This is a genomic window from Cyanobacterium stanieri LEGE 03274, assembly GCF_015207825.1.
Lineage (GTDB): Bacteria > Cyanobacteriota > Cyanobacteriia > Cyanobacteriales > Cyanobacteriaceae > Cyanobacterium > Cyanobacterium stanieri_B.
The window spans coordinates 25,945-32,977 of record NZ_JADEWC010000034.1 but is presented as its reverse complement, the minus strand read 5'-3'; the positions used below and the strand labels follow the sequence as shown (position 1 = coordinate 32,977).

The 7,033-nt window shown below is 39.3% G+C and carries 6 protein-coding genes and 1 tRNA gene; 4 read left to right on the top strand and 3 right to left on the bottom strand.

The annotated features are described in order from the left end of the window. The first annotated feature begins 167 nt into the window (after nucleotides 1-167). Both leuC and IQ215_RS12555 read left to right on the top strand, forming a co-directional pair. A complete protein-coding gene (gene leuC, locus IQ215_RS12560; RefSeq protein WP_193801760.1) occupies nucleotides 168-1,568 on the top strand; it encodes a 3-isopropylmalate dehydratase large subunit in 1,401 nt (466 codons plus the stop codon). A 108-nt stretch (nucleotides 1,569-1,676) separates the two neighbouring features. Next, nucleotides 1,677-2,123, top strand: coding sequence for a single-stranded DNA-binding protein (locus IQ215_RS12555; protein WP_193801759.1), 447 nt, complete (start codon nucleotides 1,677-1,679; stop codon nucleotides 2,121-2,123). A 39-nt stretch (nucleotides 2,124-2,162) separates the two neighbouring features. Here the strand turns inward: IQ215_RS12555 and IQ215_RS12550 are convergent, their stop codons facing one another. Beyond that, entirely contained in the window at nucleotides 2,163-3,818 is a 1,656-nt protein-coding gene (locus tag IQ215_RS12550) for a hypothetical protein (RefSeq protein ID WP_193801758.1), read from the bottom strand. 112 nt (nucleotides 3,819-3,930) lie between these two features. Next, nucleotides 3,931-4,003: transfer RNA gene (locus IQ215_RS12545), tRNA-Arg, on the bottom strand. A 111-nt stretch (nucleotides 4,004-4,114) separates the two neighbouring features. On the opposite strand from IQ215_RS12545, the gene IQ215_RS12540 reads away from it, so the two are divergent. Together IQ215_RS12540 and IQ215_RS12535 are read left to right on the top strand one after the other, a co-directional pair. After that, complete coding sequence (locus IQ215_RS12540; RefSeq protein ID WP_241735314.1) at nucleotides 4,115-4,507, top strand: hypothetical protein; 393 nt, start codon at nucleotides 4,115-4,117, stop codon at nucleotides 4,505-4,507. Nucleotides 4,508-4,565: 58 nt separating this feature from the next. Then, complete coding sequence (locus IQ215_RS12535) at nucleotides 4,566-5,690, top strand: iron-containing alcohol dehydrogenase family protein (RefSeq protein ID WP_193801757.1); 1,125 nt, start codon at nucleotides 4,566-4,568, stop codon at nucleotides 5,688-5,690. A 248-nt stretch (nucleotides 5,691-5,938) separates the two neighbouring features. Here IQ215_RS12535 and IQ215_RS12530 read toward each other — a convergent pair whose 3' ends face one another. Next, the gene (locus tag IQ215_RS12530) at nucleotides 5,939-6,982 is read right to left on the bottom strand and encodes a D-alanine--D-alanine ligase family protein (RefSeq protein ID WP_193801756.1); all 1,044 of its coding nucleotides are present in this window, start codon (nucleotides 6,980-6,982) and stop codon (nucleotides 5,939-5,941) included. Nucleotides 6,983-7,033: the final 51 nt, after the last annotated feature.

Below are 7,033 nucleotides of genomic sequence, written 5' to 3'. Positions count from 1 at the left end.
GTATAGGAGATGGGGGGTATGGGAGATGAGGAGTAAGGGAGATGACTTTTAATGTTCAATTCTTAACTGTCCATTGTTAATTGTGCATTGTCAATTGTTTCCGTTGCGTAAAATATCGCTTGTCAAGGATAATAGATATATTAAGAGCAGTTGTAAAAATAATTATTATGAGTAAAGGAACACTATTCGATAAAGTTTGGGACTTGCACACCGTCGGCACACTACCATCAGGACAAACCCAATTATTTATCGGCTTACACTTAATCCATGAAGTAACTAGCCCCCAAGCCTTTGCAATGTTGAGAGAAAGGGGTTTGAAAGTATTATTCCCCGATCGCACCGTCGCCACAGTAGATCACATCGTACCCACCGAAAGCCAAGCCCGTCCCTTTGCTGATACCCTCGCCGAAGAAATGATCCAAGCCTTGGAAAACAACACCAAGGAAAACGGCATCAGATTTTATAACACCAACTCAGGAAATCAAGGCATCGTCCACGTTATCGCCCCCGAACAGGGTTTAACCCAACCCGGCATGACCATCGCCTGTGGTGATTCCCATACCTCCACCCATGGCGCCTTCGGTGCGATCGCCTTTGGCATTGGTACATCCCAAGTCAGAGACGTATTAGCATCCCAAACCCTTTCCCTCACCAAACTAAAAGTAAGAAAAATCGAAGTAAACGGCCCCCTCCCCCAAGGAGTTTACGCCAAAGATGTTATCCTCCACATCATCCGTAAACTAGGAGTTAACGGCGGTGTGGGCTACGCCTACGAATACGCAGGAACAACCTTCGAGCAGATGAGTATGGAAGAAAGAATGACCGTCTGTAATATGTCCATCGAAGGGGGCGCCCGTTGCGGTTATGTAAATCCAGATCAAACCACCTTCGACTACCTCAAAGATCGTGATTTCGCCCCTAAAGGAGAAGCATGGGATCAAGCCGTACAATGGTGGCAAAGTCTCCGTAGTGATGATGATGCCCAATATGATGATGTGGTCACCTTCAACGCCTCAGACATCGAACCCACCATCACATGGGGAATTACCCCCGGCCAAGGTATTGGTATTAACGAATCCATGCCCCACCTTGAAAGCCTATCGGAAAATGATAAAGAAATCGCCCTTCAAGCCTTTGAATATATGCAGCTCAAACCAGGGCAACCCATCAAAGGCACTCCCATCGATGTTTGTTTTATTGGTAGTTGCACCAACGGCAGATTAAGCGATCTAAGGGAAGCCGCCAAACTTGCCCAGGGGCATCATGTCGCCGAAAACGTCAAAGCCTTTGTCGTACCTGGATCTGAACGAGTAAAAAAAGCAGCTGAAGCCGAAGGATTAGACAAAATCTTTGTGGAAGCAGGTTTTGAATGGCGTGAGCCCGGTTGTTCTATGTGTTTAGCCATGAATCCAGACAAACTACAAGGGGATCAAATCAGTGCATCTTCTTCCAATCGTAACTTTAAAGGTCGTCAAGGTTCAGCCCAAGGTAGAACTTTGTTAATGAGCCCCGCCATGGTAGTTGCAGCTGCAGTCCATGGTAAGGTTGCCGATGTGAGAGAGTTATAAAAATTAGGGTGGGCATTGCCCACCAAAGTCAACTTTTGTCAAGGTTGATTTTTTCTAAAAATAAGCGATAATGGAAGTAGCTAAGTACTAAATTACTAACTCAAAACCATGAATAGTTGCGTTTTAACAGCCACCATTGTTCGTAGTCCTCAATTACGATATACCCAAGAAAGTCAACTAGCTATCAGTGAAATGATGGTAGAATTTGAGAGTATTTCACCCAATAACCCCCCATCAACCCTCAAGGTAATTGCTTGGGGAAATCTAGCCACAGACATTGAACAAAATTATAAGGAAGGCGACGAAGTAATATTATCTGGCCGTTTAAAGATGGATTTGGTGGAAAGACAGGGATATAAGGAAAAAATTGCTGAATTAACGGTTTCTCAAATTCAAAAAGTGGGTTCACAATCTCCCCGTAATAATGTCCCTAATTTTGGAAATGAAGATCATTATAATGATTCTGGTGCTACCCTTGAGGAAGATCACTCCATGGAAGATCTTCAAGAAAGTGATGGTGGCGATGATACAACTTTGGATCAAATTCCTTTTTAATTGTCCTCGGATTTGGTTGGATGTCTATGTCAGGATAAATTAGGCAATTAATGACTTGAGAAAACGAATTATCTTTAGAATAAATTCTTCTAAAGCGAGTATTAATGTATCTAACTTTTCGAGGATAATTTCTAAAAAATGTTTATCATAACCAATACTGATAACTTTAGCCTCGATTTCGCCTTCTGAGGGATGTTTCTCAACCTCAGTAAATTCTTTTTCCTGAACTATAGTAATGGTTTTATTTTCAGTATTATTCTTATTTTTAGATAATGATTGGTTTGTCAAATTATTTTTATTATCTGACACCTGTTTTGATATTTCTAAATCTTTTTCTAAGGACTTATCAATAACAATGGCAGATGGTGGATTGGTTTTTAATTGATTGTTAAAAAGAGGAGATTTTTTTTCTCCATACAAGTCTTCCCACGATAACCAAGGATCGCTAATTTGTCCATCAATTAAAAATAATTCTTCACTATTTTTAGAAAAGGTTAGGGGTTTATTTTCGTCTAATTTAACATTAAAAAAGTAATCGATCGCAGCCCATATTAATGCTTGAATGTTAAGGGGATTATCATCTTGGATAAGATTATCAACCTTAGTTTTAATTAGGGAAGCCTGACTTAAACCCTTGACCATTAATTTTTCTGTTTTAGCCTGTATTATGGGTAAAACTTCTTGGGTTTGGTGGGCTATATTTTCAATGGCTTTACTAATTTCCCTATTTTTGTGGATAATATTATGAGCATTTTTCTGGTTTCCTGGGGCGCTGTCAATTATTTTTTGTTCATAATTAGAATCATCTATGGTTTGATGATGTTCTTTTTTTGAACCAAAAAAGTATTTAATGGCGGATTCAATTAATATACGGAAATATTTTTTATCTTCTGCTTCTAAATCAGCGTTATAATGATCATTTTTGGGGTTAGTAATATTTTTATTTTTGCCCTCAAATATAATTAAAGTTCCTTTCTCTATCTTAAAAACAACTCTATCTATAAAGAGAATTATTTTATCAGAAATACTATTCTTAGCTTCATCTGTTAATTGCTCTGATAAATGCTGACTATTTTTAATAATCTCTGATTTTTTGCTTTTTTCTAAATTGTGATTAATCCTTTGTTGATATTTTTTTTGGTTAAAAGATTTGATTATATTAAAAGAGCCTTGAAGATATTTTTTTTCTCTCAATTCTCCTTTCAATAGGAACTTATTTTGTTTTTCATATTCAGTAACAATATCATTAATTATTATTTTTATTTTTTCCTGTTGACGAGGGGAAAAAAAAGTTTTGATTTGATTATTATTTTTGGCAATAATAATTTGTTGATTATTAATTAAACTAGCCATACCCTTGGCAGAGTTTTTTTTCAATTTAGGAATTTCAGAAATATTAATAATCTGCTCAGATACCTGATCTAAAATATAATCAGAGGATATTTTTTGAGTGCTTTGATTTAACTTTTGTTGTTCAACTTGAGAGCTTTTCTGTGTGAAAATATTCCCGAGTTTTTTAGTATTATTAAGCAAAAGATAAAAAGGATAAAGAATTGTAGCGATACCCGTATTAAAAGTTTGCGTAAATTGTCTTACTGATATGCCTAAAGATGAGTTAATTTTCAGATACTGACGATTAAAAAAATTAAGTAATCTACTTTTGTAGGGGGCGGATGATTCTTGGCTAGAAGACATGGCAAGTGTCCGTATTTTTATTGTGTTTGTAGGGATATTTTCCCTAGATTATCACTCTATTTTAGGTGTTATTTTGTGCTTAAAAACCTTAGATGATGAGCAATAAAAGTAACGAGTACGGAGGGAATCGAACCCCCGACACCCAGAACCGGAATCTGGTGCTCTATCCCCTGAGCTACGTACCCATGATACTTATTTAAGATACCATTTTTTGAATTTATTGACAAAGTTATTTTCGCCGATGAAAAAAACAGATAACCCACAAGAGTATAATTTGTATTGATAGTTAGTAATAAATGCTGGAATCAATGCAACTGAGTAGGGAAGAAATTAGTTATTATCAAGAGCAATTGGAAGGCTGTGAAATCGCCTTGAGGGCTTTAGCTATTATCGAAGATTGTGAAGGAGACTTGGAGGATTCGGCTACGGATATTGCCTTATCCATTGGGCAAACTCCTGATAGGGTAGATTGGCTTGAGGGATTAGTTAAAAGATGTCGAGTGGCTATCTGTGAGCAGGATTTGAGAGAGGATTTACAAGACAATTATATTGAACCTGCCGTACAATATTTATTAGAGCGAAAAATTTGCCCTCCTTTGTTGGTTACTCCTGTGGTTATTTATGCGGTTAAACAGGGAATTGATCGTTTTTGTGAACCTCTGACGTATCATTTATCCATGGAGAAATAGTTAGTCGGGTTAAAGGGCAATGGTGAGAATCTATTATTTTAAAGATTGAATTTTATCTATGAGTAAAACAAAATCGGTAGTTAGTCAGGGTACGAAGAAAGAAATTTTTAGTTTACAAATTGCCCCTGGCAGAATATTGAAGGGGGAAGATTGTTTAAAAAATGCTGGGGCGGAAATTGCCCGTTGGGGTAAACGCCCGATGGTGGTGGGTGGTGATAATACTTTGAAGATGGTTGATGGTTATTTGGAGGGATTTTTTAAGGAATATGGTTTAAAGCCTTGTTATGATAGTTATGCGCCTGACTGTTGTGAGACTTCTTTGGCTAGGTTGGAGAAGGGTTTAAAATCCCATGGGGCTGATTTTGTCATTGGTGTGGGCGGTGGTAAGGCTTTGGATATGGCTAAGTTATTGGCTTTTAAGGCTGGATTACCTGTGGTTACTATTCCTACTTCTGGGGCGACTTGTGCGGCTTGGAGTGCGTTGAGTAATATTTATTCTGAGGAGGGGGCTTTTTTGTATGATGTGAGTTTGAGAAGTTGCCCTGATTTGTTGATTTTAGATTATGGTTTAATTGCCTCTGCCCCTTCTCATACCCTTATTGCAGGGGTTGGAGATGCGATCGCCAAGTGGTACGAGGCTTCTATTAGTAGTGGTAATTCGAGCGCTACGTTAACCATTGCGGCGGTACAACAGGCTAGGGTATTAAGGGATATTTTATTTCAAAAGACAGAAAGTGCTGTTGCCCATCCTCTCAGGGAAGATTGGAAAGAGGTGGTAGATGCCACGGTATTACTTGCGGGGGTAAGCGGTGGTTTGGGGGGGGCAAATTGTCGCACGGTTGCCGCCCATGCGGTGCATAATGCGCTTACCCATTTATCAAGTAGTCATCATAATCTTCATGGGGCGAAGGTATCCTATGGTATTTTGGTGCAGCTCAGACTAGAGGAAATGTTAGATAATAATAAGTTAGCGGCTACTTCCAGACAACAGTTAATCAAGTTTTATAAAACCCTTGGGTTACCTTGTACCCTTGAGGATTTGGGCTTGGGTAAAATTACCCTTGAGGAATTACGCCGCTGCGCTCAAATTGCTTGTCAGCCAGAGTCTGATATTCATCGTCTGCCTTTTACGGTAAAACCTGAGTCATTGATGGCGGCTATGGTGTCAACTACTTTTGTTTAGGAATCAGGTGGTAGAGACGTACCATGGTACGTCTTTAGGGGGGATAATGTGTGATTATACCAAATCCGATTTAGCAAATATATCATCACTCCCCTTGCAATGAATTGTATCAAGTTCGGATAATTCTTTATAAATAGATTTTGTCTTCCCTGCCCCACCATGTAATGAATTACACTGCTAACAGTGGTTAGTTCAACTTATTGAACTAAGGTATATTTTGATTCAGGGATTTAATATTACTCTCCTAGCTAGGAGTTAAGCGCTAAATCAATTAATGTATCCACCAAATCGGCAAATTTTACCCCTGATGCTTCCCATAATTGAGGATACATACTGAGGGCGGTAAATCCAGGGAGGGTGTTGATTTCGTTGATTAACACTTCCCCTGTTTCTTCTACATAGAAAAAATCCACCCTTGATAATCCTTGACAATTGAGGGCATGGAATGCTTTTAGGGACATTTCTTGGATTTTGTTGACAATGTTTTGAGGAAGTTGGGCGGGGATGATTAATTGCGCCTTGCCGTCGGTGTATTTGGTTTCATAGTCATAAAAGTCAGCATCATAGCTAATTTCGCCCACCACGGAGGCTTTGGCTTGGCCATTGCCTAACACAGCGCACTCTACTTCTCTGGCTTTTACCCCTGCTTCAACGATGATACGGGTATCATATTGGGCGGCCATGTCGAGGGCTTCTTCTAGTTGTTGACGGGTGTTGGCTTTGGCAATGCCTACGGATGAGCCTAGGTTGGCTGGTTTTACAAAGCAGGGATAACCAAGGGTTTCATCAATATGATCGCACTTTTTCGGGAATACACAAGGGCCAGAAAAAACTTCATCTCTAGTAACGGCAATATAATCGACTTGGGGCAATTGGGCGATGGCAAAGGCATTTTTCATGGCAATCTTATCCATACCTAAGGCCGAGCCTAAAACACCGCTACCCACAAAGGGTGCATCCATTAGGGTTAATAATCCTTGTACGGTGCCATCTTCTCCATTGGGGCCATGGAGGATAGGAAACCATACTTGTATTTCTTGACACTGGCTCGGAAATTGCCATTTTGAGCCTTGGCATTGACTATCATCGGCGGTGCCTGATGCTAGGATTTGTGCGGATTTTTCAGGCTCTAACCATATTCCATGGGGGTTTATATAAAAGGGTATTACTTGATATTTTTCTTGATTTTCCCCTGTTTCAAGAGCCGTTGCGATCGCCCTTGCTGATTTAATAGAAACCTGATGTTCCCCGGAACGTCCACCAAATAAAAGTCCTATCTTTATTGCCGTCATTTTTATCTTTTTCTAATATAAATAATTAACTCTTGTTTTTTGAACCTCCCC

Excerpts from the sequence above, each read along its gene's own strand:
- IQ215_RS12540 (WP_241735314.1), top strand. The coding sequence starts at position 4,115 with ATGCTGGAATCAATGCAACTGAGTAGGGAAGAAATTAGTTATTATCAA.
- IQ215_RS12550 (WP_193801758.1), bottom strand. The coding sequence starts at position 3,818 with ATGTCTTCTAGCCAAGAATCATCCGCCCCCTACAAAAGTAGATTACTT.
- IQ215_RS12530 (WP_193801756.1), bottom strand. The coding sequence starts at position 6,982 with ATGACGGCAATAAAGATAGGACTTTTATTTGGTGGACGTTCCGGGGAA.
- IQ215_RS12535 (WP_193801757.1), top strand. The coding sequence starts at position 4,566 with ATGAGTAAAACAAAATCGGTAGTTAGTCAGGGTACGAAGAAAGAAATT.
- IQ215_RS12555 (WP_193801759.1), top strand. The coding sequence starts at position 1,677 with ATGAATAGTTGCGTTTTAACAGCCACCATTGTTCGTAGTCCTCAATTA.
- leuC (WP_193801760.1), top strand. The coding sequence starts at position 168 with ATGAGTAAAGGAACACTATTCGATAAAGTTTGGGACTTGCACACCGTC.